27 protein-coding genes and 1 pseudogene are annotated in these 25790 nt (G+C 71.7%); 18 read left to right on the top strand and 10 right to left on the bottom strand.

Annotated features, from left to right (window positions below; translation table 11 throughout):
* Nucleotides 1-361: 361 nt before the first annotated feature.
* The 7 genes from ACQEVM_RS25635 (at nucleotide 362) to amaP (ending at nucleotide 3898) form a co-directional block, all read left to right on the top strand.
* Nucleotides 362-583: a helix-turn-helix domain-containing protein gene (locus tag ACQEVM_RS25635; protein ID WP_005319113.1), complete on the top strand. Its 222-nt coding sequence runs from the start codon at nucleotides 362-364 to the stop codon at nucleotides 581-583.
* A 176-nt stretch (nucleotides 584-759) separates the two neighbouring features.
* Nucleotides 760-1539, top strand: a complete 780-nt coding sequence (locus tag ACQEVM_RS25630) for an enoyl-CoA hydratase/isomerase family protein (protein ID WP_433082785.1) — start codon at nucleotides 760-762, stop codon at nucleotides 1537-1539.
* A 241-nt stretch (nucleotides 1540-1780) separates the two neighbouring features.
* Complete coding sequence (locus ACQEVM_RS25625) at nucleotides 1781-2212, top strand: Asp23/Gls24 family envelope stress response protein (RefSeq protein ID WP_433082783.1); 432 nt, start codon at nucleotides 1781-1783, stop codon at nucleotides 2210-2212.
* 14 nt (nucleotides 2213-2226) lie between these two features.
* Nucleotides 2227-2412 (top strand): hypothetical protein, encoded by a 186-nt coding sequence (locus ACQEVM_RS25620; RefSeq protein WP_351376267.1) that lies wholly within the window; start codon nucleotides 2227-2229, stop codon nucleotides 2410-2412.
* A gap of 7 nt (nucleotides 2413-2419) precedes the next feature.
* A complete protein-coding gene (locus ACQEVM_RS25615; protein ID WP_433082781.1) occupies nucleotides 2420-2797 on the top strand; it encodes a hypothetical protein in 378 nt (125 codons plus the stop codon).
* Nucleotides 2695-3336: a DUF6286 domain-containing protein gene (locus ACQEVM_RS25610; protein ID WP_433082779.1), complete on the top strand. Its 642-nt coding sequence runs from the start codon at nucleotides 2695-2697 to the stop codon at nucleotides 3334-3336. Before ACQEVM_RS25615 ends, ACQEVM_RS25610 begins: the two co-directional genes overlap by 103 nt.
* 4 nt (nucleotides 3337-3340) lie before the next feature.
* Nucleotides 3341-3898, top strand: coding sequence for an alkaline shock response membrane anchor protein AmaP (amaP, locus tag ACQEVM_RS25605; RefSeq protein WP_433082777.1), 558 nt, complete (start codon nucleotides 3341-3343; stop codon nucleotides 3896-3898).
* Between the two features lie 49 nt (nucleotides 3899-3947).
* Here amaP and ACQEVM_RS25600 read toward each other — a convergent pair whose 3' ends face one another.
* The 5 genes and pseudogenes from ACQEVM_RS25600 to ACQEVM_RS25580 all read right to left on the bottom strand — a co-directional run bounded on the left by ACQEVM_RS25600 (nucleotide 3948) and on the right by ACQEVM_RS25580 (nucleotide 7658).
* Entirely contained in the window at nucleotides 3948-4703 is a 756-nt protein-coding gene (locus tag ACQEVM_RS25600; RefSeq protein ID WP_433082775.1) for an SDR family oxidoreductase, read from the bottom strand.
* A 10-nt stretch (nucleotides 4704-4713) separates the two neighbouring features.
* Nucleotides 4714-5502: an SURF1 family cytochrome oxidase biogenesis protein gene (locus tag ACQEVM_RS25595; RefSeq protein WP_433082773.1), complete on the bottom strand. Its 789-nt coding sequence runs from the start codon at nucleotides 5500-5502 to the stop codon at nucleotides 4714-4716.
* Nucleotides 5503-5606: 104 nt separating this feature from the next.
* Nucleotides 5607-5804: a hypothetical protein gene (locus ACQEVM_RS25590; RefSeq protein WP_433082772.1), complete on the bottom strand. Its 198-nt coding sequence runs from the start codon at nucleotides 5802-5804 to the stop codon at nucleotides 5607-5609.
* A gap of 100 nt (nucleotides 5805-5904) precedes the next feature.
* A pseudogene (locus ACQEVM_RS25585) lies at nucleotides 5905-6875 on the bottom strand (DEDDh family exonuclease).
* A 102-nt stretch (nucleotides 6876-6977) separates the two neighbouring features.
* Entirely contained in the window at nucleotides 6978-7658 is a 681-nt protein-coding gene (locus ACQEVM_RS25580; protein WP_433082770.1) for a TetR/AcrR family transcriptional regulator, read from the bottom strand.
* A 122-nt stretch (nucleotides 7659-7780) separates the two neighbouring features.
* On the opposite strand from ACQEVM_RS25580, the gene ACQEVM_RS25575 reads away from it, so the two are divergent.
* From ACQEVM_RS25575 to ACQEVM_RS25560, 4 genes are read left to right on the top strand one after another with little or no spacing between them, the layout of a single operon-like run.
* The gene (locus ACQEVM_RS25575; RefSeq protein WP_433082768.1) at nucleotides 7781-8578 is read left to right on the top strand and encodes an acetoacetate decarboxylase family protein; all 798 of its coding nucleotides are present in this window, start codon (nucleotides 7781-7783) and stop codon (nucleotides 8576-8578) included.
* A gap of 1 nt (nucleotide 8579) precedes the next feature.
* Complete coding sequence (locus ACQEVM_RS25570; RefSeq protein WP_433082766.1) at nucleotides 8580-9464, top strand: SDR family NAD(P)-dependent oxidoreductase; 885 nt, start codon at nucleotides 8580-8582, stop codon at nucleotides 9462-9464.
* 12 nt (nucleotides 9465-9476) lie between these two features.
* Entirely contained in the window at nucleotides 9477-10766 is a 1290-nt protein-coding gene (locus ACQEVM_RS25565; protein WP_433082764.1) for an amidohydrolase family protein, read from the top strand.
* Nucleotides 10763-11992, top strand: coding sequence for an amidohydrolase family protein (locus ACQEVM_RS25560; protein WP_433082762.1), 1230 nt, complete (start codon nucleotides 10763-10765; stop codon nucleotides 11990-11992). Before ACQEVM_RS25565 ends, ACQEVM_RS25560 begins: the two co-directional genes overlap by 4 nt.
* A gap of 64 nt (nucleotides 11993-12056) precedes the next feature.
* Here ACQEVM_RS25560 and ACQEVM_RS25555 read toward each other — a convergent pair whose 3' ends face one another.
* Nucleotides 12057-15149 (bottom strand): NACHT domain-containing protein, encoded by a 3093-nt coding sequence (locus ACQEVM_RS25555; protein ID WP_433082760.1) that lies wholly within the window; start codon nucleotides 15147-15149, stop codon nucleotides 12057-12059.
* Between the two features lie 115 nt (nucleotides 15150-15264).
* Here ACQEVM_RS25555 and ACQEVM_RS25550 point away from each other — a divergent pair, with 115 nt between their 5' ends.
* The 3 genes from ACQEVM_RS25550 to ACQEVM_RS25540 are packed head-to-tail and all read left to right on the top strand — an operon-like array spanning nucleotide 15265 to nucleotide 17997.
* Nucleotides 15265-16215, top strand: a complete 951-nt coding sequence (locus ACQEVM_RS25550) for a sterol desaturase family protein (RefSeq protein WP_433082758.1) — start codon at nucleotides 15265-15267, stop codon at nucleotides 16213-16215.
* Complete coding sequence (locus ACQEVM_RS25545) at nucleotides 16212-16895, top strand: lysoplasmalogenase (protein ID WP_433082756.1); 684 nt, start codon at nucleotides 16212-16214, stop codon at nucleotides 16893-16895. The genes ACQEVM_RS25550 and ACQEVM_RS25545 overlap by 4 nt, the downstream gene beginning before the upstream one ends.
* A gap of 58 nt (nucleotides 16896-16953) precedes the next feature.
* On the top strand, nucleotides 16954-17997 hold the full coding sequence (locus ACQEVM_RS25540; RefSeq protein ID WP_433082754.1) for a zinc-dependent alcohol dehydrogenase family protein: 1044 nt from the start codon (nucleotides 16954-16956) through the stop codon (nucleotides 17995-17997).
* Between the two features lie 66 nt (nucleotides 17998-18063).
* On the opposite strand, the gene ACQEVM_RS25535 is transcribed toward ACQEVM_RS25540, so the two are convergent.
* Nucleotides 18064-19611 (bottom strand): S8 family peptidase, encoded by a 1548-nt coding sequence (locus ACQEVM_RS25535; RefSeq protein WP_433082752.1) that lies wholly within the window; start codon nucleotides 19609-19611, stop codon nucleotides 18064-18066.
* 256 nt (nucleotides 19612-19867) lie between these two features.
* On the opposite strand from ACQEVM_RS25535, the gene ACQEVM_RS25530 reads away from it, so the two are divergent.
* The 3 genes from ACQEVM_RS25530 to moaA all read left to right on the top strand — a co-directional run bounded on the left by ACQEVM_RS25530 (nucleotide 19868) and on the right by moaA (nucleotide 23045).
* Nucleotides 19868-20245 (top strand): DUF485 domain-containing protein, encoded by a 378-nt coding sequence (locus ACQEVM_RS25530; RefSeq protein ID WP_433082750.1) that lies wholly within the window; start codon nucleotides 19868-19870, stop codon nucleotides 20243-20245.
* The gene (locus tag ACQEVM_RS25525) at nucleotides 20242-21879 is read left to right on the top strand and encodes a solute symporter family protein (protein ID WP_433082748.1); all 1638 of its coding nucleotides are present in this window, start codon (nucleotides 20242-20244) and stop codon (nucleotides 21877-21879) included. Before ACQEVM_RS25530 ends, ACQEVM_RS25525 begins: the two co-directional genes overlap by 4 nt.
* A gap of 176 nt (nucleotides 21880-22055) precedes the next feature.
* Nucleotides 22056-23045: a GTP 3',8-cyclase MoaA gene (gene moaA / locus ACQEVM_RS25520; protein WP_433082746.1), complete on the top strand. Its 990-nt coding sequence runs from the start codon at nucleotides 22056-22058 to the stop codon at nucleotides 23043-23045.
* 55 nt (nucleotides 23046-23100) lie between these two features.
* Here the strand turns inward: moaA and ACQEVM_RS25515 are convergent, their stop codons facing one another.
* Together ACQEVM_RS25515 and ACQEVM_RS25510 are read right to left on the bottom strand one after the other, a co-directional pair.
* Nucleotides 23101-23355 (bottom strand): hypothetical protein, encoded by a 255-nt coding sequence (locus ACQEVM_RS25515; protein WP_433082744.1) that lies wholly within the window; start codon nucleotides 23353-23355, stop codon nucleotides 23101-23103.
* Nucleotides 23356-23492: 137 nt separating this feature from the next.
* On the bottom strand, nucleotides 23493-23771 hold the full coding sequence (locus ACQEVM_RS25510) for a DUF3099 domain-containing protein (protein WP_433085367.1): 279 nt from the start codon (nucleotides 23769-23771) through the stop codon (nucleotides 23493-23495).
* Nucleotides 23772-24027: 256 nt separating this feature from the next.
* Here ACQEVM_RS25510 and ACQEVM_RS25505 point away from each other — a divergent pair, with 256 nt between their 5' ends.
* Nucleotides 24028-24306: a GlsB/YeaQ/YmgE family stress response membrane protein gene (locus ACQEVM_RS25505; protein WP_053678635.1), complete on the top strand. Its 279-nt coding sequence runs from the start codon at nucleotides 24028-24030 to the stop codon at nucleotides 24304-24306.
* Between the two features lie 116 nt (nucleotides 24307-24422).
* On the opposite strand, the gene tyrS is transcribed toward ACQEVM_RS25505, so the two are convergent.
* The gene (gene tyrS, locus ACQEVM_RS25500; protein WP_433082742.1) at nucleotides 24423-25688 is read right to left on the bottom strand and encodes a tyrosine--tRNA ligase; all 1266 of its coding nucleotides are present in this window, start codon (nucleotides 25686-25688) and stop codon (nucleotides 24423-24425) included.
* Nucleotides 25689-25790: the final 102 nt, after the last annotated feature.

Below are 25790 nucleotides of genomic sequence, written 5' to 3'. Positions count from 1 at the left end.
CCCGCCGAGGGGCTCCGGTTCGTTGATCCAGTTCCTTATGGATCATTCGGCCCACGTGTGATCCATCATCTGAGTGAGGCGGTCTCATCCCCTCGCACGGTGTTCGACGGCTCCGGCCGTACCCGCTCGGGTACGCGGCCGGAGCCGTCGCCATTTCCGCAGCGCCCTTCTGACCTGCTGATTCCCCTCAGAGGTGAAGGAATGTGACGGAGGTCATGCATCGGAAGAGGAGATTCCGTTCTGCTGCCGTGTCCAGTCCTTGAGAAATGCCGTCGCACCGACCTTGCTGAATGGGTGGCCAGGAAGCGTGGGAGGGGTGATCATGAGAAGTCCAGAGCGCACTTCCCATGAGGAGGCACGGGTGGCCGAGACTCTGAAGAAGGGCAGCCGGGTAACCGGCGCCGCGCGCGACAAGCTCGCGGCAGACCTGAAGAAGAAATATGACTCCGGTGCGAGTATCCGGGCGCTGGCCGAGGAAACCGGTCGGTCGTACGGATTCGTCCATCGGATGCTCAGTGAGTCCGGAGTCGTGCTGCGTGGTCGCGGTGGCGCGACGCGCGGCAAGAAGGCGGCCTCGGCCTGATCCGGCCGGAGACGCTCCACAGCTCCATGCGTGACGTTTGACGATCTGCTCAAACGGTTCCGAGGCTTTGACGGTTCCTTCGGTGACCCCCCGGTCGGTCATGTGGTCGGCTGGGTGGTTACTGTGCAGTCACTTAGGCCGGGCTCGCGGCCGACTACACACCGGAGGGCACCGACATGGCTCTGCTCGACAAGGACGGCGTACGGCTCACCGTCGACGACACGGTCGCCACGGTGACATTGACCAATCCGGCCAAGCGAAACGCTCAATCCCCCGCGCTCTGGCGGGCGTTGACGGAGGCCGGACGGTCGCTGCCGGGCACCGTTCGGGTCGTCGTGCTGCGCGGCGAAGGCAAGTCCTTCTCCGCAGGGCTCGACCGTCAGGCGTTCACCCCTGAAGGCTTCGAGGGTGAGCCGTCCTTCCTCGATCTGGCGCGCGGTTCGGACGAACTGCTCGACAGCACCATCGCCGAGTACCAGGAGGCATTCACCTGGTGGCGGCGCAACGACATCATCTCCGTCGCCGCCGTGCAGGGGCACGCGATCGGCGCCGGCTTCCAGCTCGCGCTCGCGTGCGACCTGCGGGTGGTGGCGGACGACGTCCAGTTCGCCATGCGCGAGACCAGCCTGGGACTGGTGCCCGACCTGGCCGGCACCCAGCCGCTGACCTCGCTCGTCGGCTACGCCCGCGCGCTGGAGATCTGCGCGACGGGGCGTTCCGTGCACGCCGAGGAGGCCGAGCGGGTGGGCCTCGCGAACCTGGTGGTCGCCGTCGACGAGCTCGACGCGACCGTCAAGGATCTGACCACCGCGCTCCTGGCCCCGCCGCGGGACGCGGTCATCGAGACCAAGGCCCTGCTCCGGGAGGCCACGGCCCGGCCGTACGACGCCCAGCGCACCGCGGAGCGCGCTGCCCAGGCACGTCGTCTGCGTGACCTGGCGGGGCTCTCCGACTGATCCCGAACCCCTCCACGCCCCGACGGGGCCCGGACCCCCCGCGCACCGGCGCCGTGCGCGCGGGGGGACCGGGCCCCGTCTGCACGTGCGGGATCGCCCCTCCCGCCGACCCGGTCGGCCCGGCGGTCGGCGCCGCGGCGGGCCGGCGGCCGGGGGCGGACCGATCGGCCCAGTCCACGGCGCGCCGGGGCCGCTTCGCGCTTACCGTGGTCGGGAGTCCGCAAGCGCGAAGGGACACACGATGACCGAATCCACAGCAGGGGGTTCCCACCGGGACCCGGCCGAGCGGGGCCGCACCAGCATCGCCGACGGGGTGGTCGAGAAGATCGCCGGACTGGCCGCCCGCGAGGTGGTCGGCGTCCACGCGATGGGCAGCGGCACCGGCCTCTCCCGCACCTTCGGAGCCGTCCGCGACCGCGTTCCCGGCGGGACGAAAGCCTCCGTGTCCCGGGGCGTCAAGGCGGAGGTCGGCGAGGTCCAGACGGCTCTCGACCTGGAGATCGTCGTCGACTACGGCGTGTCGATCCGCGACGTGGCCCGGGCCGTACGCGAGAACGTCATCTCGGCGGTCGAGCGCATGACGGGCCTGGAGGTCGTCGAGGTCAACATCGCGGTCAGCGACGTCAAGCTGCCCGACGAGGAAGACGACGAGCCGGAATCCAGGCTCCACTAGCCGAGAGGACCCGCATGAGCATGGCGGTTGCCGGCCTGCTGGCCGGCATGGGACTGGGGTTCGCCGGCTACTTCGGCGGCTTCGGTGCCTTTCTGCTGGTCGCCGCCCTCGGCGCCATCGGCTTCATCGTCGGCCGCTTCTTCGACGGCGACCTCGAACTCGGTGACCTGTTCCGCCCACGCGACGACCGGCGCAGGTGACGCCCCGATGAGCACCAGCACCCCCCGGGCCCTGCCGACCCGGGTGCCCGCCGCCGAGCGGGGATCCACCCGGATCGCGGACCGGGTCGTCGCCAAGATCGCGGCGCAGGCCGCACGCGAGGCGCTCTTCGTCGAGGCGGACGAGGCGGCGCCCCCGCACGCCACCGTCACCGTCCACCACGACATCGCGCGCGTACGGGTGAGCCTGGAACTGCCCTACCCGTCCGACGTCGCCGCCCAGAGCGCGGCCGTCCGCCGCCGGGTCGCCGAACGCGTCGAACAGTGCGCCTCGATGACGGTGCCCGAGGTGGCCGTCGAGGTCGAGCACCTGCACCCCGCACACCTCCGCCCGGCAGCCGCCGGGCGGGACCGGCGGCTGCGGTGACGGCGGGTGCCCGCCGGTTCCGTTCCACGCGCCGGATCCCGGCCGCGCTGACCGCGTTGGCCGTGCTCGGCGCGGCCGGAGTGCTCCTGTACGACCTGGCGGCCGTACGTGCTCAGCGCCCCGCCATGCGCTGGCGCCGGGAACTCGCCCTCCAACTGGAGCGCTACACCCCCGCCGATCCGGAGGTCCTGATCGGCGCCGGCGTCCTGGCGCTGATCGGGGCGGTCCTGCTGGTGCTGGCGATCACGCCGGGGCTGCGCGGAATCCTGCAGATGCGCACCTCGGAGTCGGGGGTGCGGGCCGGACTGGGGCGCAAGGCGGCCGGGCTGGTCCTGCGGGACCGGGCCATGGAGGTGTCCGGGGTGAACTCGGTGCGGGTCAAGGTGGGCCGGTCCCGCGTCGGGGTACGGGCCACCTCGCACTTCCGCGAACTGGACGAGGTACGGGCCGACCTGGACGCGGTACTCGCCGTCGGCATCGAGGAACTGGGCCTCGTGCACGAGCCGGGGCCCCGCGTACGGGTCCACCGGAAAGGGTGACGCGATGCTCGGCACGGTCAACCGGGTACTGCTGGCCATCATCGGAGCCGTGCTGCTGGCTGCCGGAATCTCGGTGCTCACCGGGTCCCGGCCGCTGGGCGGCCGGCACGCGCCGTTGCTGACGGCGGCGGCCCGACGCCGGTACTGGCACGCGGACGGCTGGTGGTGGTGGGTGCTGGTCGCCGGCCTGGGCCTGTGCGTGCTGCTCGCACTGTGGTGGCTGCTGGCGCAACTGCGCAGGTCACGACTGGACGCCGTGCTCGTGGACACCGGGGACGGGGCGTACGCGCTGCTGCGCGGGCGGGCGCTGGAGTCGGCGGTCGCCGCCGAGGCGGGGGCACTCGACGGGGTCGCCCGCTGCCGGGTCGCGCTGCGCGGGCGCCGGGAGACGCCGAGCCTGCGGGTCGCGCTGGAACTGGAGCCGCACGCGGTCCCGGCCGACGCCCTGGCCGGGCTCGCCGGCCCGGTCCTGGCCCACGCCCGGGCCTCGGCGGGCCTGCCCGAACTCCCCGCGGAGGCCCGGCTCAAGGTCGGCTCGCACCGGGCGGCCCGGGTCACCTGAGACCCGAGCCGCCCGGGCCGACGGGCGCGGGCGTGGTCGGTGAGGGCCGTCAGAAGCCGTGGCGGGAGCCTCCGTCGATCGGCAGCATGACGCCCGTCAGGTACGAGGCCGCCGGGGACAGCAGGAAGGCCGCCGTGCGACCGAACTCCTCCGGGGTGCCGTAACGCCGCAGCGGGATGCGGGACTCGTTCGCCACCCTGGCGGCGTCCGCGTCGCCGGACAGGGCGTCCAGCTCCCGTACCCGGTCCGTGTCGATCCTGGCCGGCAGCAGCCCGATCACCCGGATCCCGCGCGGGCCCAGCTCCACCGACAGGGACTTCGCGAAGCCGGCCAGTCCCGGTCGAAGTCCGTTCGAGATCGTCAGCCCGGGGATCGGTTCGTGTACCGAGCCCGACAGCACGAACCCGATGACGCCGCCCTCGCCCAGCTCGGCCGCCGCGGCGCGCGCGAGCCGGACCGCGCCCAGGAAGACCGACTCGAAGGCGGCGGCCCACTGTTCGTCGGTGTTGTCCGCGGCCGTGCCCGGGGCCGGGCCGCCGACGCTGATCAGGATGCCGTCGAGGCGCCCGAAGCGTTCCCGGGCCTCGGCGACGAGGCGGGCGGCCGCCGCCGGATCGGCGTTGTCCGCCGCCACTCCCACCGCGTTCGGGCCCAGGGAGGCGGCGGCGTCCGCAGCACGCCCGGCGTCGCGGCCGGTCAGTACGACTTTCGCGTCGTCGGCGGTCAGCTCCCGTGCGGAGGCGAAGCCCAGCCCGCGGGTGGCTCCGGTGACGACGTAGACACGGTCCTTCAGTCCAAGATCCATGCCCGACACGCTACGCCGAGGCGGGCACCGATTCCGAGGGGGCCTTCGCCGCCGCCTCCGCGCGGTCCCGCTTCTCCCGGCGCACCAGGATCACCCACCCCACCGGCACTCCGGCCGTGAACATCCACCACTGGATCGCGTACGCCATGTGCGCGCCGATCGAGTCGTGGTCGGGATCACCCACCGGCTCCGGGCTGTCGTTCGCCGGGACCGGTGCGGTGAGTTCCAGATAGCCACCGAGGACGGTTCGGCCCGTGTACTCCGCCTGCTGCGTGCTGTTGATCAGCATCACCTGGCGGTCCGGCAGCCCCTTGCGGTCCCTGATCCCGCTGTCGCCGCTCGTCTCGTCGGCCTTCAGCCGTCCGGTGACCGTGATCTCGCCCTTGGGCGCGGCCGGCACCGGCGGATAGGCGCGCGCGTCGTCGCCGCCCGCCACCCAGCCGCGGTTGACCAGGACGACCCGGCCGTCGCGCAGCACCAGCGGGGTGATGACGTGGAAGCCGACCTTGTCGTCGTTGTTGGTCCGCCGGCGGACCACGACCTCGTGCCCCGCGTCGTACGTGCCCGTCGCGGTGACCGCGCGCCAGTAGTCGGCCCGGGGGACGGTGTGACCGGGGGAGGTCAGCTCGGTGACGGGCACCGGCTTCCCGTACAGGTTCCTCGCGATCAGCTCGTTCTGCGCCACCCGGTGCTCATGGCGGTGGAACTGCCAGAAGCCCAACTTGATCATCGCCGGGACGAGGGCGAGGGCGATGAGGGTCAGGCACACCCACTGCCGGGTCAGTACAAAGCGGTACACGCCCCCGACGTTACCCCCAGCCGAGAAGGCCCCGGCGGCCGGGTGGCCGTCCGGGGCCCGCACGGAGGGGTTCGGGTGACGACGGGTCGGGGAGCGACGGGGGGTCAGACGTGATCGACGATGCCCGCCTTCCCGGCCGCGCGGGCGCAGTGCGCCCCGCAGTACCACTGGCCCTCGACGTCGACGCCCTGCCCGAGGATCTGGACCCGGCAGTGCTCGCAGATGGGCGCCATGCGGTGAATGGCGCAGGAGAAGCAGTCGAAGACGTGCACCGCGCCCTGCGCGTGCACCTCGAAGGACATCCCGTAATCGTTTCCGCAGACCTCACAACGTGCCATGCGCCACAGGGTGGAACCGGACGGGCGGACCGGGAAGGAGGGCGCCGGGCGAGTCGCGTGATGCTCACCCGTCTGCCGCAGCCACGTCCCGCAGCAGGTGGGTGAAGGCGGCCTCGTCGAGGACCGGGGTGCCGAAGGACTTCGCCTTGACGGTCTTCGAGGTCGAGGAGTCGGGGTCGTTGGTGACGAGCAGGCTCGTGAGCCGCGACACACTCGTCGCGACGTGCAGGCCGGCCTCGATCGCCCGGTCCTCCAGCAGCTCCCGGTCCACGGAGGTGTCCCCGGAGAACGCGATCCGCATGCCCTGCTTGAGGGGTTTGCCGTCCTCGAACCGACCCGGGTTGGGGTAGGGGCACGCGGGCCGTTTGCGGGAGGCCCGCCAGCTGGTGGCGCCGAACGGCCCTTGGTAGCCGACCCGGGGGCGGCGGGCGTGTCCGACCACTCCGTCAACGGCCGGCACTCCAGCAGGGGCAGCCGTACGTTGTCCCGCGCGGCGGCGTGCAGCGACGGACGGAAGGCCTCCGCGAGCACCCGGGCGTCGTCGAGCGCGTGGTGGGCGCGCTGCTGGACCACGCCGAAGTGCGCGGCGAGGGACTCCAGCTTGTGGTTGGGCAGCGGCAGGTTCAGCTCCTTCGACAGGGCGATGGTGCACAGCCGCTGACGGACGGGCGCCGTCGTGGCGGCCCGCGCGTACTCCCGGGAGATCATCTGCCAGTCGAAGATGGCGTTGTGGGCGACGAGCACACGGTCCGCGAGGCGACCCGCGAACTCCTCGGCGATGTCCTCGAAGAGCGGCGCGTCCTGGAGCATGTCGTTGGTGAGGCCGTGGATCCAGACCGGGCCCGGATCCCGGCGCGGATTGACCAGCGTGTACCAGTGGTCCTCCACGTTGCCCTGCGCGTCGAGCCGGTAGACGGCCGCGGACACTATCCGGTCGTCGCGAGCGAGCCCGGTGGTCTCCACGTCGACGACCGCGTACCCCTGTGGGTACGCGGTCGGCCACATCGTCTCTGCGGTCGTACGGTCGTCGAGCATGGTCACAGAGGATATCGGCCCCGACTGACACCCGTGGCCCCGACGGGGTACCCGGGCCGTCGACCGGGGTCCGCGACGAGGTCGACCGGGTCCGCGACGAGGTCACCCGCCACGAGCCGTTCGAGCCGGGGCGGGTCGTGCCGGCGGGGACAGGAGGGCGCTCACGAGTGCCCGTACCGACAGCAGGAACAGCCGTTCCGGGTCGGCCGGGCGGGCCAGGGCCCGGGCGAGCGCCCGGTCGTCGGGGGCCGAGGCGGGGTCCCAGAGCTCGCTCTCGGCGGGGGACTGGACGGGCGAGCGCTCGCGGTTGCGCTCGACGAGCAGGAAGCCGACGATCTGGAACTGGATCGCGCGGACCGCGTCGGCGGCCCGCGCCCCGCGCAGTCCGGCGGCGTGCACCTCGTGGACCAGGGCCTGCTGGGCGGGCAGGAACATCCGCTCGGTGAGGCCGCGTTCGTGGACCATCGCGATCAGGTGGGGGCGTTCGCGCAGTTCCCGGCGCAGGGTCCGGGCCACGGAGAGGATCCGGTCGGCCGGGGTGCGGCCCGTGCCGGGCCCGCCGGACGGGGTGCGGGGCACGATCGCGCCCATGTCCCGGACGGTCCGCTCCACGAGGGCGTCGAGCAGCGATTCGCGGTTGCCGACGTGCCAGTAGATGGAGGTGACCGCCGTGCCGAGTTCGGCGGCGAGTTTGCGCATGGTGAGTGCCGCCGGGCCGTGCTGCCTGACCAGCGACGAGGCCGCCTCCAACACCTCCTCGCGGGTCAGCGCGTTTCGGGCCATCAGGGAGGCCGCCAATCTGTCGGTCCGTCAATTCCGGTGTGTGCGTGGGTCTTTACCCTTCATCGCCGACGGTGTAACTGTGTTACAGAGCCCCCGGAAACCCAGCGAAGGGTGGTACACCCATGGCACGCGTACGGTACGGAGCGCGCACCGAGGCGGAGATCGCGGCGTCGCGCGAGAAGAGCTCCAAACTCCCCGACATCTGGTCCACCGGGGTGGTGGCCGTCTGGGAGAGCGACCCGGACGTGGTCGCGGCCGTCCTGCCGCCACCGCTCAAACCCGCCGAGCGGCCCCTCGTGCGAGCCAACATCAGCAAGGTCGACCTGCCCGGGTACCCGCTCGGCGCCGGCTCGGTGGCCGTCGCCGCCCGGCACGGCGACGTCGAGGGCTGGTACCCGCTCGTCATGCCGATGACGCACGAGCGGGCCCTGGTCGGCGGCCGTGAGGTGTTCGGGGAGCCCAAGAAGCTGGGCGAGGTCACCGTCGAGCGGGACGGCCTCGTCGTACGGGCCGCCCTCGCCCGGCACGGGATCGCCTTCGTCGAGGTGCGCGGGGCGGTGGACCGCGCGCTGCCCCTGCCCGAACCCACCACCAAGACCGACTTCTACTTCAAGTTCCTGCCCGCCGTTGACGGTTCGGGCTTCGACGTCGAGCCCGTCCTCGTGCACTGCACCCGCAACGAGAAGGTCCGCAAACTGGAGCACGTCACCGGCGACGTGGTGCTGCGCGAGTCGATGTTCGACCCGGTCGCGGATCTTCCCGTACGCCGCCTCGTGGAGATCACCATCGGGGAGAAGACCACCGACCAGCGGGGCCGGGTCGTCGAACGGGTCAGCGCCCGGGCCCTGCTCCCGTACGTCCACCAGCGCTACGACGACCCGATGCAGACCCTCGACGGCCCCCCGGAAGGCAGCGTCTGAGATGCGACTCGAACCGGGACAGGTGGCCGTCGTCACCGGCGCCGCGAGCGGCATCGGCCTCGCCATCTCCCGCCGCTTCGCCGCCGAGGGGCTGAAGGTGATCCTCGCCGACGTGGAGGAAGGCGCCCTGCGCAAGGCCGCCGACGAACTGAGGGCCGACGGCGCCGAGGTCCTCGCCCGGCCCGTCGACGTCGGCGACCGGGACTCCGTGCTCGCCCTCGCCGACGCCGCGTACGAGGCCTTCGGCGCCGTCCACGTGCTCTGCAACAACGCGGGCGTCGGCTCCGGCGCCGAGGGCCGCATGTGGGAGCACGAACCCAACGACTGGAAGTGGGCATTCTCCGTCAACGTCTGGGGCGTCTTCCACGGGATCCAGGCCTTCGTCCCGCGCATGCTCGCGGGCGGCGCACCCGGCCACGTCGTCAACACCTCCTCCGGCGACGGCGGCATCGCCCCGCTGCCCACCGCCTCCGTGTACGCCGTCACCAAGGCGGCCGTGGTCACCATGACCGAGTCCCTCTACGCCCACCTCAGGGCGGAAGGCGCCCACGTCGGGGCCTCCGTCCTCTTCCCCGGGCCGCACATGCTGCGCACCGGACTGTGGGAGTCGCACCGCAACCGGCCCGACCGCTACGCGAAGGAACGGCCGCGCAAGTCCCCGTACCGCAGCCTCGACCAGTACGAGAGGGCGATGCGCGAGGCCGGCCACGACGTGCCGTTCACCCCGGTCGAGGAGGTCGCCGAGCACGTCGTCGAGGGCATCCTCGCCGACCGGTTCTGGATGCTCCCGGCCAGTGAGCACAGCGACCGGCAGATCCGCGCCCGGTCGCGGTCGATGCTCGACCGCGCCAACCCGGCCTACCTGGAGAGTTTCATCCTCGACTGAGGAGCGTTCGTCGTGAGCGACACCCCGTACGAAGACCCGTACCTGATCATCTCCTCCGACTGCCACGCGGGCCTGCCCACCGAGCAGTACCGCCCCTACCTCGACGGCGCCTTCCACCGCGAGTTCGACGAGTTCCTCGGCCAACGCGACGCGCGCCGCGAGGAGGCCACCCGCCTCGGCGTGCGCAACGAGGCCTTCGCCGAGAAGTGGTTCCACGACCACGAGGAAGGCCTCAAGGGCGGCTGGGACGTGGGCCGGCGCCTGAAGGAACTCGACGGCGACGGCGTGGCCGCCGAGGTCGTCTTCCCCGACGCGGACGCCGTCGACAGCCAGACCGCCGCCCCCTTCGGCGTGGGCCTGGGCCTGTCCGGCGACCAGGACCCCGCACTGGGCATGGCGGGCGCGCGGGCCCACAACCGCTGGCTCGCCGAGTTCGTGTCACAGAACCCCGAGCGGCACTGCGGCGTCGCCCTGCTGCCCATCACGGGCGAACCCGCCGAGGTGGTCGCGGAGATCCACCGGGCCAAGGAGTCCGGGCTCGGCGCGTTGATGATCCCCTCGATGTGGGTGGACAAGGCGCCCTACCACGACCGCCGCTACGACCCGGTGTGGGCGGCGGCGGCCGAGACCGCGATGCCCGTCGTCACGCACTCGGGGGCCGCGCCCCGCCACGAGTACGGCGACCACCTCGGCATCTACGTCTCGGAGGTCACCTGGTGGCCCTCGCGGCCCCTGTGGTTCCTCCTGTGGTCCGGGGTCTTCGAACGCCACCCCGGCCTGAGGTTCGGCATCGCCGAGTCCGGCTGCTGGTGGCTGCCCAACCAACTGTGGTTCATGGACCGGCTCTACCTCGGTGCGCACGGCGGCAAGAAACTGTCGCCCTTCGCCGAGCTGACGCGCCCGCCGAGCGAGTACCTCGACCGCCAGGTGTTCATCTGCGCCACGAACACCAAGCGCCGCGAACTCGCCCAGCGCTACGAGATCGGCGTCGACAACATCCTCTGGGGCTCGGACTTCCCGCACCCCGAGGGGACCTGGCCGCACACCCGCACCTGGCTGAAGAACACCTTCCACGACATCCCCGTCGACGAGACCCGCCGCATGCTGGGCCTGGCCGCCGCGGACGTCTTCGGCTTCGACACGGCGCGGCTCGCCCCCATCGCCCGCCGGATCGGCCCGACCCCGGCGGAACTCGGCCAGTCCACCGACCAGGCCGCCGTGCGCGCCTCCTGGGCCCGCTCGCGGGAGGTGGGCCGGCACTGGCTCACCGGGCACGACTTCCCGACGCTGGGGGTCTCGTGACCGCGCCGGCCGAGGACCGCTACACCGTCGTCTCGGCGGACTGCCACGCGGGCGCCGACCTGCTGGACTACAAGCCGTACCTGGAGAAACGCCACCACGACGAGTTCGACGCCTGGGCGGCCTCGTACGCGAACCCGTACGAGGACCTCCTCGCGGACACCGCCGACCGGAACTGGAACTCCCGGCGCAGGCTGGCGGAACTCGAAGCCGACGGCATCGTCGCGGAAGTGCTCTTCCCGAACACGATCCCGCCGTTCTTCCCGACCGCCTCCCTGATGGCCCCGGCGCCCACCCGCGAGGAGTTCACACTGCGCTGGGCGGGCCTGCGGGCCCACAACCGGTGGCTGGCCGACTTCTGCGACGAGGCCCCGGGGCGGCGCGCCGGCGTCACCCAGATCCTGCTGAACGACGTGGACGAGGCGGTGAAGGAGATCCGTCGCACCCGCGACGCCGGGCTGACCGGCGGGATCCTCCTGCCGGGCGCGCCCCCGGGCAGCGGCATCCCCGAGCTGTACTCCGCCGCCTACGACCCCATCTGGGCGGTGTGCGACGAGCTGGAGGTCCCGGTCAACCACCACGGCGGCTCGGCCTCGCCCCCGCTGGGGGACGAACCGGCGGCCCGGGCGGTCTTCATGGTGGAGACCACCTGGTTCTCCCACCGCGCCCTGTGGCACCTGATCTTCGGCGGCGCCTTCCGCCGGCACCCGGGCCTCAGGCTCGTCCTGACGGAACAGGGCTCCGGCTGGATCCCCGGCGTGATGGAGATGCTCGACTACTACCACGGCCGCCTGGTCGCCGCCTCGGCCACCGCGGAGGCCAGGTTCGGCGCGGGTCTGGCCCGGTCCATGGGCAAGGGGCCGAGCGAGGTGTGGCGGGACAACTGCTTCGTGGGGGCCAGCTTCATGCGCCCCCACGAGGTCCCGCTCCGCCACCGGATCGGCCTCGACAAGATCATGTGGGGTTCCGACTACCCCCACGACGAGGGCACCACCCCGTTCTCCCGCGAAGGCCTCCGCATCGCCTACGCGGGCCTGCCCCGCGACGAGGTGGCCGCCATGGTCGGCGGGAACGCGGCCCGGGTCTACGGCTTCGACCTCGCCCGGCTGGACGCGGTCGCTGCCACGTGCGGCCCGCTGGTCTCGGAGGTCGCCGAGCCGCTGACGGAGATCCCTCCGGCCGCCACCAGCCCGGCCTTCGCCCGAGGGGGCTCGGTCCGGGTCTGGTAGACCGGCCGATCCCGGTTCGGCGACCCGGACCGGTCCGGTGAACCGGCGGTCCCGCCGGAGCGGCTCAGTCCCTGCGGACGAGCCACTCCGGCGCGATCCGCTCCGCCCCGCTCACGTTCGTGCCCCGGTGCACCTCGACGACCAGGCCCTCCAGATCCGCGAGCGGCGACAGGTCCACCGTGCCCAGGCACTCGCTCAGCACCAGCCGGCGCAGCCCCCGGAACGCGCGCAGCGGCTCCAACGTCCCCTCCAGCGCGCACCTGATCAGCGTCAGCCGGGTCAGCCGCTCGTACGGCAGGAGCGCCTCGACCGCCACCGGCGCGGCATGCCGGATCTGCAACCCGTCCAGGTCCGGCAGCGGCAGCTCCCGCGCCAACTGCCGGTACTGGCCGCTCCCGGCGATCGTCAGCGTCCGCACCCCGGGCCACCGGTCGATCCCGTCCAGCGTCATCCGGCGGGCGCCCTGCCAGATGTGCAGCGCGGCCAGGGTCCCCGCAGCCGGGACGTCCCCGATCCGCCGCTGCTCCGGTTCGAAGCCGATGACCAGGGAGCGCAACCCCTCGGCCCCGGCCAGCGGGGCCAGCGAGAGTCCGTCCCGCAGGTAGCCGAAGGCGAGGCTGTCCGCCGCCAGCTCGGTCACCACCTCGACCCCGGTCACCTGTGGACAGTCCAACACCCCCAGGTGCCGCAGCGTCGGATGCCCGGCCAGCGGGGACAGGTCGGTCAGCCCGGGATTGCGGTGCATGACCAGCCATTCCAGGTCCCGGCGGTCCCGGATCGCCGGCGGGATCGGGCCGTCCCAGGTCAGGTGGACCCGGTGGATGTGCCGCAACCGTTCGTAGGTCGCCAACTGCTCGGCCGTGCGCAGGTGCAGGTGACCCTCGCGGACGGGCGCCCCGGACAGCACCGCGTCCGCGTACGCCTCGTTGGGGAAGCGCCCCCACGAGTCCGACAGCTCGTGCACCACCTCGTACCGGTCGTCCGACCGGAACCCCGCGATGACCTGGAGCGCGCGGTCCCCGCCGACCAGCGCGGCCGTCCGGATCGTCGCGGCGGCCTCGTCCTCGGTGAGGTCGGCCGGTTCCGGCAGCAGTTCCAGGACCAGTTCCCCCGCCTTGGCCAGTTCCTCGGCCTGCGCGGCCGACCGCGGCGGCAACAGGTGCGCCGTACGGGTCTCCACCTCGTGCCAGACCTCCGGGTCCAGCTCGGGGGCGTGCTCCAGACAGGCCGCCGCCAGCAGCACCAGCCGACTGCGGTCCCGTTCGTTCTCGTCGGCCCGGCGCAACAACTCCCGCAACAGATGGGCCCGTTCGTCCGGTCTGGCGTGTCCGACCGCCATCCGGATCACGTCGTCCCAGGTGTCCTCGTGCGCGTTGCGCACCAGCACGCCGAAGTCCCGTGCCTCCACGGCCGCCTTGGCCCCCAGGTAGTCCTGGAAGACGCGGTGGACGAACTGCACGGAATCCGGAACGGGTTCGCGGAGCAGGCCCGAGCGGATCAGCAGGTGCCGGAACACCCTGCGCGCACTGCCCTGCGCCCGGACCTGCGGCATCGCGTCGAGCCACTCGCCGACCATCTCGATCGCCTCCTCGAAGGAGGCCACCAACTGCCCGTTGCGGATGAGCCAGTACGCCAGCCGCTGGAGCAGCACCGTCTGCTCGTCCCGGCTGAGGTACACCCCCTCGACCCCCGCTATGTCCCGCTCGGTGTCCCGGCGGACCAGGAGCATGTCCAGCGCGGCGTCGTACAGCTCCTTGCGGGCCCGGGGCAGGTGCATCCGCCGGTCCCGGTTCAGGGCGCACAGGAGGGCGCACATCAGCGGGTTCGTGGCCAGCCGGCCGAGGTCCCGGCGCGTGCTCACCGCCTGGATGAGCGACTTCTCGTACGTGTCGAGCTGCTCCCGTTCCTGCCCGGATACGCCGTCCGCGCGGGCGGAGTCGTGCCAGTGCGTGATGAAGGCCCCGACGCCGTCCCGCTCCATGGGCAGCAGCGCCAGGGGGGAGAAGCCGTGTCCGGTCAGCCAGTCCTCCGGGACGGCCGAGGGGCGGGTGGTGACCACGAACCGGGCCTTGGGATAGGCGATGAGCAGGGCCCGGAGCCAGGTCTCCGTCCGGTCGCGCAGGCGGGGCGGGACCTCGTCCACCCCGTCCACCAGGACCAGCGCCCGCCCGGCGGAGAGGAGGGACTCCACCCACCCGTCCGGTGCCCGCAGCGGCACCCCGGTCGCGCTCAGCCAGTCCTGCGGCATCGGCAGCCCGGCGGGGGAGTTGAAGGACCGCAGCGGCAGGACGAAGGGGACCAGGAGGTTCCAGTCCCGCAGGCCGGGACCGAAGGTGCGGCGGGCGGAGTTCAGGGCCAGCCACTGCACGAGGGTGCTCTTGCCCGAGCCCGCCGGACCGCGCAGCAGCACCCGCTCGGAGGCGCCGAGGGCCAGTTCCGTGCTCATCGGGGTGGTCCGGCCCGGCTCCTCCAGCATCCGCTCGCCGCTGACCGCCAGGCTGATGTACGCCCGGTCCAGCGGCCACTCCCGGCGGGCCTGACTGAAGGTGAGCCCGAACAGTTGCAGCCGCCCGTGCGCCTCGGCGATGTACCGGCCGTACCGCTCCTCGAAGGCGAGCGCCGCGCCGTCGCCGGTGTGCGAGAGCCGGTCCACCGCCCGGGCCAACTCGGCCATCCTGCGGACCAGTTCCACGTCCGCCCGGGCCGAGAAGCCCGGCAGGGTGGTCGCGTACTCCACCACGTGCGTGCAGCACAGTTCGACGAGCCGCCGCCGGACGGACTCCGCGGCCTCGCTCAGGCCCGCCGCGCGGGGCGGCGGGATCGCCGCCGCCAGCGCCGCCGGTCGCAGGTCCGCGGCGAAGAGGGCGTCGGCGTCCAGCCGGCCCACCGCGGCGAAGGTGTCGGCCACCGAGTCCACCACGGCCGACCGCTCGTGGTCCGGCAGCCGGGTCGCCTCCTCGCCCAGGCGGGAGGCCAGGGTGCGGGTCAGCCGACGGATCTCGGGGTCGCCCAGTTCCGTCGGTCGTCGCAGGCGGCCGGCGGGGCGGGCGGGGTCGGCGGTCAGGCCGGCGCCGGGGGCCCGGGCGAGGAGGGACTTCAGCAGGGTGGTCGCCGCCGTGCCCGCGACCCGTAAGAGAACCGTCTCGAAACCTGTCATGCCCTGGCCTTCCCCTCGACCTCGACATCATCGCTCGAACCGTCGGTAACACCGATGGATACCGATCGGTAACAACCTCTAGCGGCAGCCCCGAGCCCCGCTCTATGGTGCGGACATGCCGAACCTGCCCGATGTCGTGCTGTGGTCCATACCAGCCTTCGTGCTGCTCACCGTCATCGAGGTGGTCAGCTACCGGCTCCATCCCGACGAGGATGCCGCCGGCTACGACTCCAAGGACGCCGTCACGAGCGTGACCATGGGGCTGGGCAGCATCGGCTTCGACCTGCTCTGGAAGATCCCGGTCGTCGCGGTCTTCACCGCCGTCTACGAACTGACCCCGCTGCGCGTGCCGTTCCTGTGGTGGACCGCCCTGCTGATGCTGCTCGTCCAGGACTTCCTGTACTACTGGCAGCACCGCCTCCACCACGTCATCCGCATCCTGTGGGCCTGCCACGTGGTCCACCACAGCAGCAAGCGGTTCAACCTCACCACCGCCCTGCGCCAGCCCTGGACCAGCGCCACCACCTGGTGGTTCTACCTGCCCATGGTGGCGCTCGGCGTCCATCCGGCGGCGATCCCGTTCTGCTACGGAATCAACCTGCTCTACCAGTTCTGGGTCCACACCGAGCGCATCGGGAAGCTGCCGCGGCCCTACGAGTACGTCTTCAACACCCCCTCCCACCACCGTGTCCACCACGCCTCGCAGGGCGGCTACCTGGACCGCAACTTCGGCGGCATCCTGATCATCTGGGACCGGATGTTCGGGTCCTGGGTCGGGGAGACCGACAGGCCCGTCTACGGGCTCACCAAGAACATCGCCACCCACAACCCGCTGCGCGTGGCCACCCACGAATACGCCGCCATCGCCCGCGACGTACGCGCCGCCGGGAGCTGGAGCGAACGCGCCGGCCGGGTCTTCCGCGGCCCCGGCTGGCAGCCCGCCTCGGCGGTCGCCGCCCCGGGCACCCCGGCGGCCACCGTTCCCGCCCCGGGCGGCGAGCCGGTACCGCCGCCGCCGGCCCCGTCGGCCTCGTCGAAGGCCCCCGCCTCCGAGCACGCCGCGTGAGCGCCACCGAGTCCCGCACGCCCTCCTGGGCACGGGACACCGCCCCCGCAGGCGGACGACGGGCCCTCGTCGGCCGGATCGCCCTCGCCGGGTTCGCCGTCGCCGCGGCCGTCGACCTCGGCTCGCTCCTCGCCGACTGGCACCTCGGGCACGTCCTGGCCAAACCGCTGCTGATGCCGCTGCTCGTCGCCCACGTGATCGCGCTCGGCGCCCCCCGGCTGCTCGTCGCCGCCCTGCTGTTCGGCTGGGGCGGGGACCTGGCGCTCCTCTTCGACGCCGATGCCGCGTTCCTGGTCGGCATGGGCTCCTTCGCCCTCGGCCACGTCTGCTACCTCGTCCTCTTCGGCCGGCGCGCGACCAACCCGCTCCTCGGCGGCGCGTACGCCCTCGCCCTCGTGGGCACCGTCGCACTGCTCTGGAGCGACCTGCCGGCCGAGCTGCGCGTTCCCGTCGCCGGCTACAGCCTGCTGCTCACCGCCATGGCCTACCGATCCAGCGCCCTCGGGGTGCGCGCCGGGATCGGCGGCGCGCTGTTCCTGCTGTCCGACACCCTCATCGCGACCGGGGTCGCCGAGTGGCCCCAGTTGCCCCGGCCCGACTTCTGGATCATGGCCACCTATCTGGCGGCCCAGTACCTGCTGGCCACCGGCGTGCGCCCCCGGGAGGCAGGCGTACGGTAGGGGAGCCCACAAGGCGGGCCCTGCCCACACCACCCCCCATCCGGAGGACTGCACCACCATGCGCGCCACCGTCATCCACGCCCCGCACGACATCCGCGTGGAGGAGGTGCCCGACGCCGCGATCCGACGTCCCGAGGACGCCGTCGTCCGCGTACTGCGCGCCTGCATCTGCGGCAGCGACCTCTGGGCCTACCGCGGCGAGGCCGCGCGCGAGCCCGGTCAGCGGATCGGCCACGAGTTCCTCGGCATCGTCGAGGAGACCGGCTCCGCCGTCACCGACCTGCGTGCCGGCGACCTCGTCGTCGCCCCCTTCATGTGGTCCGACGGCACCTGCCGGCACTGCGTCGAAGGCCTCCACACCTCCTGCGTGGACGGCGGCTTCTGGGGCTCGGTCGGTCACGACGGCGGCCAGGGCGAGGCCGTCCGCGTGCCGCACGCCGACGGCACCCTGGTCAAGCTGCCCGCCGACGCGGCCTCCGACGACCACCTGCTGACCGCCCTGCTGGCGCTGTCCGACGTCATGGGCACCGGCCACCACGCGGCGCTCGGCGCCGGCGTCCGCAAGGGCTCCACCGTCGCCGTCGTCGGCGACGGCGCGGTCGGCCTGTGCGGCGTCCTCGCCGCGAAGCGCCTCGGCGCCGACCGGATCATCGCGCTGGGTCGGCACACCGCCCGGACGGACATCGCCACGCTGTTCGGCGCCACCGACATCGTCGCCGAGCGCGGCGAGGCCGCCGAAGCGGCCGTCCGCGAACTGACCGCCGGCGAGGGCGCGCACGCGGTCATCGAGGCCGTCGGCACCGAACAGTCCATGCGCACGGCCGTCAACATCACCCGCGACGGCGGATCCATCGGCTACGTCGGCGTCCCGCACGGCAGCGGCACCGGCCTGGACCTCGGCGTGATGTTCGACCGCAACCTGTCCCTGCGCGGCGGCGTCGCACCGGTGCGCGCGTACATCCCGGAGCTGCTCGCGGACGTGCTCAGCGGCGCGATCGACCCCTCCCCGGTCTTCGACCGGGCGGTCTCCCTGGACGAGGTCCCGGACGGCTACCGCGCGATGGACGACCGCAGCGCGCTCAAGGTGCTCATCACGCCGTAGGCGCCCCGAAACGCGGAGCGGGGCCGGTCGGGGAGCGTCCCGACCGGCCCCGCTCGTGCGTCGGGCCTACTTCACGGCGCGGAGCGCGTTCACCACGCCGGAGCCGTAGTAGCCGGTCTGGCCCCACTTGCTCTTGCAGGTGGTCGCGTCGATCAGCGCGCCGGCGCCGTCGTAGATCTTGTCCGGGCAGGCCTGCTTCGTGGCCTGGGCCTTCAGCATCGCCTGGAGCTGCGACGGGGTGGCGGAGGGGTGCTTGCTCTTCAGCAGCGCCACGACGCCCGCGACGTGCGGGGCGGCCATCGAGGTGCCCTGCTTGTAGCCGTAGCCGCCGCCCGGAAGGGTGGACAGCACCCGGCCGTTGGCGTCCGGCGTGGCCGGCACCTGCCACTTGTCGCCACCGGGGCCCGCGACGTCGGCGACGCCCAGCCCGTAGCTGGAGTAGTACGACCGCAGGCCCTGGTCGCCGGTGGCGGTCACGGTGACCACGCCGGGGAGCTGGGTGGGAAGGTCGAGGCAGACCTTCGGGTCGATGGTGCGCGGCACGGCGGTGGTGTCGTTCGGGCTGGTGGTGTCCTCGATCGAGGGACCGGCCAGGTCGTGGTCGGAGTTGCCGGCCGAGGCCACGCTCAGGACGCCCTTGCGCTCCGCGTACTTCGTCGCCCGCGCGATGGCCTCCACCAGCGCCTTCTGGTCGTCGTCCGACTTGCAGGTGTAGTTCCACGGGTCGACGTAGTAGCTGTTGTTGGTCACCTCGATCCCCTTCTCGGCGGCGAACATGAAGCCGCAGACGACGGCCTCGGTGTAGAAGAGGCTGGTCCCGGGCTCGCTCACCTTGATGGCGGCGACCTTCACGCCGGGCGCGACGCCGCTGATGCCGAGGTCGTTGCGCGCGGCGGCGATGGTGCCCGCGACGTGGGTGCCGTGGTCGCTGCCGTCGGCGTACGGACGCCAGGCGCCCTCGGTGGTGTCGGGGACACCGCCCACGCAGTTCGCGGACTGGCCCTTGGAGAAGTTGGGGGCGAGGTCCGGGTGGGTGTCGTCCACACCCGTGTCGATGACGCCGACCGTCACGTTGCGGCTGCCGTCGTTGATCTTGTGGGCCTCGTCGGCCTGGATCGCCCGCAGGTCCCACTGGTTCGACTCCAGGGGTTCCTGGCCCGCCGTGGCCTTCGCCGCCGCCTTCGCGGCGTCCGCCGCGCTCAGCCGCTGCGTCGCGCCCTCCTCGGTGGTCTGCACCGGGGACAGCGGGGCCGTCCGGGTCGCACCGACCGACACGAACAGGCTTCGCTGGGACCGCAGTTGCCTGGCGAAGTCGGGGTTCTGGGAGTGCGCGACGACGACCCCGATCTGCTCGTGCGAGGTCACCACCGTTCCGCCGGCCTTCTCGATGGCCTTCTTCGCCTGCTTCACCGTCCCGTACGCGGTCAGGTTCGCCACGTACGACAGCTTGGGGCCGGAGGTGTCGGGCCTGGCCGTCGCCACCGCGTCCGCCGTGTTGCCCAGCGGGGCGGCGGAGGCCGCGACGGAGGGGAGGAGGGCGAGCGAGGCGGTGAGTGCCAGTCCGACCGGAACGGCGAGTGCGCGCCGCCGGTGACCGGTTCCCAGGTGAGCCATGGGTTCTCCACATCATCCTGAAAAAGGCCGTCGGGCACGGTTGCGCCCGACGGGTTCATGACACAGGAACCTAGTGCGGCCGTTCGGTCTTGCGCCATCAGTTCGAGGAATCAGTTTCCAATGAATCAACTGGGGTTGAACCGTCTCGACACGCCGTCCGTGCCGTTGACAGGGGGGATCAGCGTCACCATCCCCCTCGCACGGAGGTTGTCTTCTCCGTCGTCCCCCCTGCACCCGCGTCACAAGGAGAGCCCCCGTGACCCTCGAAGCAGCAGCACCACCACCACCGCCCGGCGGCGCGGGGTCGCACCATCCGGCCGGCCCCACCGCCGAAGAGTTCACGAGCGTCCAGCACAGCAGCGAGTTCGCCGAACTGCGGCGCTCCCACCGCTCGTTCGCCTTCCCGCTCACCGTGGCGTTCCTCGCCTGGTACCTGCTCTACGTGCTGCTGTCCAACTACGCGGGCGGCTTCATGGGGACCAGGCTCTTCGGGAACATCAACGTCGCCCTCGTCCTCGGCCTCGGCCAGTTCGCGACCACCTTCCTGATCGCCTGGCTGTACTCGCGGCACGCCGCCACCAAGCTCGACCCCAAGGCCTCGGCCATCAAGGCGCTGATGGAGGCCGGGGAATGACCACGTTGTTCGAACCGGCGACCGCACCGGCCCTCGCCGCCGGAGCCACCGAGCACCGGCCGCTGATCATCACCCTGTTCGGGCTGTTCGTCGTCGCCACCCTGATCATCACGGTCTGGGCCGGCCGTCAGACCAAGGACGCCGCCGACTTCTACGCGGGTGGACGCCAGTTCACGGGCTTCCAGAACGGCCTCGCGATCTCCGGCGACTACATGTCCGCCGCCTCCTTCCTCGGCATCGCCGGGGCCATCGCGCTCTTCGGCTACGACGGCTTCCTCTACTCCATCGGCTTCCTGGTCGCCTGGCTCGTGGCGCTGCTGCTCGTCGCCGAACCGCTGCGCAACTCCGGCCGGTACACGATGGGCGACGTCCTGGCCTTCCGCATGCGCCAGCGGCCCGTGCGCACCGCCGCCGGCACCTCCACCATCGTGGTCTCGATCTTCTACCTGCTCGCCCAGATGGCCGGCGCGGGAGTCCTCGTCTCCCTGCTCCTGGGCATCACCAGCGACGGCGGCAAGGTGGCCGTGGTCGCCCTGGTCGGCGTACTGATGATCGTCTACGTCACGATCGGCGGAATGAAGGGCACCACCTGGGTCCAGATGGTCAAGGCGGTGCTGCTCATCGCGGGCGCCCTGCTGATCACCCTCATGGTGCTGATCAAGTTCAACTTCAACGTCTCGGAACTGCTGGGCAAGGCCGCCGAGAACAGCGGGCAGGGCGCCAAGTTCCTTGAGCCCGGGCTCAAGTACGGCAAGGACGCGACGACGAAGCTGGACTTCATCTCCCTCGGCCTCGCCCTCGTCCTGGGCACCGCCGGCCTGCCGCACATCCTGATCCGGTTCTACACCGTCCCGACGGCGCAGGCCGCCCGCAAGTCCGTGAACTGGGCCATCGGCATCATCGGCGCCTTCTACCTGATGACCATCGCCCTCGGTTTCGGCGCCGCGGCCCTGCTCAAGCGCGCCGACATCCTGGCCTCCAACAAGGCCGGCAACACCGCCGCCCCGCTGCTCGCCCAGGAGATCGGCGGCGGCGCCGACTCCACCGGCGGCGCGATCCTGCTCGCCGTGATCTCCGCGGTCGCCTTCGCCACCATCCTCGCCGTCGTCGCGGGCCTGACCCTGGCCTCCTCCTCGTCCTTCGCCCACGACATCTACGTGAACGTCATCCGCAGGGGCAAGGCCACGGAGAAGGAGGAGGTCCGCGCGGCCCGCTGGTCCACCGTGGTCATCGGCGCCGTCGCGATCGGCCTCGGCGCCCTCGCCCGCGACCTGAACGTCGCCGGCCTGGTCGCCCTCGCCTTCGCGGTCGCCGCCTCCGCCAACCTGCCGACGATCCTCTACAGCCTCTTCTGGAAGCGGTTCACCACCCAGGGCGCACTGTGGTCCATCTACGGAGGCCTGATCTCGGCCGTCGGCCTGGTCCTCTTCTCCCCGGTCGTGTCCGGCAAGCCCACCTCGATGTTCAAGGACGCCGACTTCTACTGGTTCCCGCTGGAGAACCCGGGGCTCATCTCCATCCCGCTCGGCTTCTTCCTGGGATGGCTGGGAACCGTCCTGTCCAAGGAGAAGGCCGACCCCGCCAAGTTCGCCGAGTTGGAAGTCCGCTCCCTGACCGGAACAGGCGCTGTCTGAGATCCACCGAACACTCAGCGTGGCCGCGTCGTACTTCCCTACGACGCGGCCGCGCCGTGTCTCGTTCATTCGGGCATCCCTGCGCGGGGGAGCCGTCGCGTAGGCTCGAACACGGCGCATGCGCTCTCGTTCACCGCAGCGCGACCTCTACGACCGGACAGGGGAGGGGGCCCAAAGTGCTTCTCGACACCTATGGCCGCGTGGCCACTGACCTGCGCGTCTCACTCACCGACCGGTGCAATCTGCGCTGTACGTACTGCATGCCCGAGGAGGGCCTGCAGTGGCTCGGCAAGTCCGACCTGCTCAGCGACGAGGAGATCGTCCGGCTGATTCGGATCGCGGTGACCCGGCTCGGCATCACCGAGGTGCGATTCACCGGAGGGGAACCGTTGCTGCGCCCCGGTCTGGTCGGGATCGTCGAACAGTGCGCCGCCCTGGAACCCCGCCCCAGGATGTCCCTCACCACCAACGGCATCGGCCTCAAGCGCACCGCACAGGCGCTCAAGGCCGCCGGCCTCGACCGAGTGAACGTTTCGCTGGACACCCTGCGGCCCGAGGTCTTCAAGACCCTCACCCGCCGCGACCGGCACAAGGACGTCATCGACGGCATGGCCGCCGCCCGCGCCGCCGGCCTGACCCCCGTCAAGGTCAACGCCGTGCTGATGCCCGGACTCAACGACGACGAGGCCCCCGACCTCCTCGCCTGGGCCGTGGAGAACGAGTACGAGCTCCGGTTCATCGAGCAGATGCCGCTCGACGCCCAGCACGGCTGGAAGCGCGACGGCATGATCACCGCGGGCGACATCCTCCAGTCCCTGCGCACCCGCTTCACCCTCACCGAGGAGGGCGCGGACGAACGCGGCTCCGCCCCGGCCGAACGCTGGGTCGTCGACGGCGGCCCGGCCACCGTCGGCGTCATCGCCTCGGTCACCCGCCCCTTCTGCGGCGCCTGCGACCGCACCCGACTGACGGCCGACGGCCAGATCCGCACCTGCCTGTTCGCCACCGAGGAGTCCGACCTGCGGGCCGCGCTGCGCTCGGGCGCCCCGGACGAGGAGATCGCCCGCCTGTGGAAGGTGGCGATGTGGGGCAAGAAGGCCGGGTCCGGCCTCGACGACCCGACCTTCCTCCAGCCCGACCGCCCGATGTCCGCCATCGGCGGTTAGCCCGTCCCTCCCGGCACGAACCACCTCACCGCGACCCCTCGAAGGCTCGGCCCGGCTACCGCCGCTCCGAGCCTTCCGGCTGCACCCACTCGCCGAGCCTCACGACGTCCTTGAGGAAACCGCGGACCCCCAGGAATTGGGAGAGGTGCTCGCGGTGCTCCTCGCACGCCAGCCAGGTCTTCAGCCGCTCGGGCGTGTGGAGGGTCGGGTTGTTCCACGCCAGGACCCAGACCGCCGCGTCACGGCAGCCCTTGGCGGAGCAGGTGGGAATGTCGGCGGGTGTGTTGGTTTCCGTATCAGGGGAGTTCACGCCTCAACCCTACAAACGGAAGGGCGACGCCGAGCAGCCACGGGGGGAGCTGCCCGGCGTCGGTCCGTCGCTCCGACGGGGGATGCGGAGCGCGTAGGCAGTATGTCACGCACGACCCGATGCGGTGCACTGGAACTTCATGATTGATCTGAGGTTTTCTTGAGGTTTCCGGGGTCCAGTGCGGGGAGCACAGGAGCCGGCATGAAGTGTGAGGGGAGGGAGGGCGTCGACTCGCGGCCCGCGTTCGCGATGACCACGGCGATGTACGGCAGCAGTGCGCCCGCGACGAGCGTCACGATCGCCACGTGACGCTCCACGTTCCACAGAACCACCGTGGCGATGACCGACAGGGTCCTGATCACCATCGAGATCACGTACCTGCGTTGCCGGCCCCGCACGTCCTCGGCGAGCCCCATCCGCGCCCCGGTGATCCGGAAGACCTCGGCCCCGTTCCGCTTCGTCCGCTGCACGTCTCCACCATCCGATCCACCCACCGGACACGCCCGGGCCCGGAGGCTTCCACCGTACGCCGGTCCTCCGTCGGGGTGGAGAGCGGGTGCGCCTCGACGTCCTCTCGAGCGGCCCCCGAATGGCGTGGTCCGACATGCGCTGTAGGCCGGTCGGGTCGAGACTGGGCGCACATGCGCACAACGCGCCAGGAGGAGGCTCGACATGGAATGGGTTTGGGCGATCATCGTCGGTTTTGTGCTGGGCCTGATTGCCCGGGCCATCCTGCCGGGCAAGCAGCATCAGCCACTCTGGCTGACCACCATCTTCGGCATCCTCGGAGCGCTCCTCGGCAACGCCGTCTCCCGGTGGATCGGCGTCGAGGACACCAAGGGCATCGACTGGATCCGCCATCTGCTGCAACTCGCCGGAGCGGTCCTGATCGTCGGCCTGGGCGACATGCTCTACCTGGCCATCCGGGGCAACAAGCGACAGACGACCTGAACCACGCCGACCCGGTCCACCGGGTCGCGGCGTCGGGGCCGGCCCGGACCACCGTCCGGACCGGCCCCTTCGTCATGCCGTCACTGCGTCACTGCGTCACACGCCGCGTGAACGGCTCAGCCCGTGACCTCGACCGCGGCCAGGTTCTTCTTGCCGCGGCGCAGCACCAGCCAGCGCCCGTGCAGGAGGTCCGCCGCGGCGGGGACCGCGTCCTCGGCGGTGACCTTCACGTTGTTCACGTAGGCACCACCCTCCTTCACGGTCCGGCGAGCGGCCGACTTGCTGGCGACCAGGCCCGTCTCGGCGAGGAGGTCCACGACCAACCCCGCCTCGGCGACCTTCGCCCGCGGCAGCTCCGACAGGGCCGCGGCCAGCGTGGCCTCGTCCAGCTCCGTCAGCTCACCCTGACCGAACAGCGCCTTCGACGCGGCGATCACGGCCGCGCACTGGTCGGCGCCGTGCACCAACGTGGTCAGCTCCTCCGCGAGCGCCCGCTGCGCGGCGCGCGCCTGAGGTCGCTCGGTGGTCTGCTCCTCCAGCTCCTCCAGTTCCTCGCGGGACCGGAAGGACAGGATGCGCATGTAGGTCGAGATGTCCCGGTCGTCCACGTTCAGCCAGAACTGGTAGAACGCGTACGGCGTGGTCATCTCCGGGTCGAGCCAGACGGCGCCGCTCTCGGACTTGCCGAACTTGGTGCCGTCCGCCTTGACCATCAGCGGGGTCGCCATGGCGTGGACGTGCGCGTCCGGCTCCAGGCGGTGGATCAGGTCGAGGCCGGCCGTCAGGTTGCCCCACTGGTCCGAGCCGCCCTGCTGGAGCGTGCAGCCGTAACGGCGGTACAGCTCCAGGAAGTCCATGCCCTGGAGCAGTTGGTAGCTGAACTCCGTGTAGCTGATGCCCTGGTCGGACTCCAGCCGGCGGGCCACCGAGTCCTTCGTCAGCATCTTGTTGACGCGGAAGTGCTTGCCGATGTCCCGCAGGAACTCGATGGCGGACAGGCCCGCCGTCCAGTCCAGGTTGTTCACCATGACCGCGGCGTTCTCGCCCTCGAAGGACAGGAACGGCTCGATCTGCGCACGCAGCCGGCTCACCCAGTTCGCGACCGTGTCCGGGTCGTTCAGGGTGCGCTCGGCCGTCGGGCGCGGGTCGCCGATCTGGCCCGTGGCCCCGCCGACCAGGGCCAGCGGACGATGCCCGGCCTGCTGGAGCCGACGCACGGTGAGCACCTGCACCAGGTGTCCCACGTGCAGCGAGGCCGCGGTCGGGTCGAAGCCGCAATAGAACGTGACGGGACCGTCCGCGAAGGCCTTGCGCAGCGCTTCTTCATCGGTGGACAGCGAGAACAGCCCGCGCCACTTCAGTTCGTCGACGATGTCCGTCACGGTTGTGACTCTCCTTGAGCGAGATGAAACAGCGAGATGAAACAGGGTGCTGAGAGGTTCCCCGCCAGTCTAGGCGGGCGGGGAACCTCCCCCCGACTCCCC

The sequence above is a fragment of the Streptomyces sp. CA-243310 genome (assembly GCF_050936775.1).
Taxonomy (GTDB): domain Bacteria; phylum Actinomycetota; class Actinomycetes; order Streptomycetales; family Streptomycetaceae; genus Streptomyces.
Note: the sequence above shows the minus strand (reverse complement) of the source record. Positions and strands in the feature narration are given on the sequence as shown.